The 675-nt window shown below is 39.7% G+C and carries 3 protein-coding genes; all 3 read right to left on the bottom strand.

Going from position 1 to position 675, the window contains the following annotated elements; translation table 11 throughout:
• Positions 1 to 115: 115 nt before the first annotated feature.
• From DUK53_RS17060 to DUK53_RS18040, 3 genes are read right to left on the bottom strand one after another with little or no spacing between them, the layout of a single operon-like run.
• The gene (locus tag DUK53_RS17060) at positions 116 to 343 is read right to left on the bottom strand and encodes a hypothetical protein (RefSeq protein WP_103035123.1); all 228 of its coding nucleotides are present in this window, start codon (positions 341 to 343) and stop codon (positions 116 to 118) included.
• Positions 340 to 552, bottom strand: coding sequence for a hypothetical protein (locus tag DUK53_RS17055; RefSeq protein WP_036089948.1), 213 nt, complete (start codon positions 550 to 552; stop codon positions 340 to 342). Before DUK53_RS17055 ends, DUK53_RS17060 begins: the two co-directional genes overlap by 4 nt.
• Positions 549 to 665 (bottom strand): DUF1642 domain-containing protein, encoded by a 117-nt coding sequence (locus DUK53_RS18040; protein WP_368665727.1) that lies wholly within the window; start codon positions 663 to 665, stop codon positions 549 to 551. The genes DUK53_RS17055 and DUK53_RS18040 overlap by 4 nt, the downstream gene beginning before the upstream one ends.
• Between the last annotated feature and the right edge of the window lie 10 nt (positions 666 to 675).

The raw sequence follows: 675 nt of genomic DNA, 5'->3' as shown, positions 1-675 counted from the left end.
TGTCCGATATTTAAAACTGCCACAGTCATCTTTGCTATTGGGAATCCGTTTTCCTCGCTCCTTCTGCAAGTATCGCACTCTACATGAGTAGTGATTGTTTCAGTCCTCAAGCGCTTCACCCTCCAATTTCTTCAACTTTGAACAGTCGTTTGTCACAGTTGATGCAGTACGTGTATTTACTTTCCTTTGTAAACAATGTATCGTGAAAATGGGAATTATCTTTTTCCTGACCGTTAAAATTATGATGCCATTCCCCGCTACCTGAAAATCGATTTTTAATGTAATAACCCTCGTCTGAATGACAATGTGGACACTCACTTATTGGCGCTTTTTGCTCGTTCATTCTACGTCCACCCACTTCACATTTCTTTCGCTTATTATGAATGCAATTCCTTGCCGATTCATTCCCTCGTCATACATAGTTACGCCATTATTTTCGTCAGGGTAATCTAATTCGAATCCTGCACTCTTTAAATATTTTTCTGCCTCTAATCTGTTCTTTAATCGTATTGTTTTTTGGTCGCCTTCAACAGCAAGTACAGTTACAATCATCCTTCGCCCTCCTCAACCGGCACGGCAAACGCCCAGTAACGTTCGTCATACGCTCTTATTTGCTTTTCTGTTAGTTTGTAGAAATTTTCTTCTGAAAATACTTGACTTAACACATGCACAACT

The sequence above is a fragment of the Listeria sp. SHR_NRA_18 genome (genome assembly GCF_003856515.1).
In the GTDB taxonomy this organism is placed as follows: domain Bacteria; phylum Bacillota; class Bacilli; order Lactobacillales; family Listeriaceae; genus Listeria_A; species Listeria_A newyorkensis.
This window is presented reverse-complemented; position numbering and strand designations above follow the sequence as displayed.

Coding starts and splice junctions, on each gene's coding strand:
- DUK53_RS17060 (WP_103035123.1), bottom strand. CDS start 343: ATGAACGAGCAAAAAGCGCCAATAAGTGAGTGTCCACATTGTCATTCA.
- DUK53_RS17055 (WP_036089948.1), bottom strand. CDS start 552: ATGATTGTAACTGTACTTGCTGTTGAAGGCGACCAAAAAACAATACGA.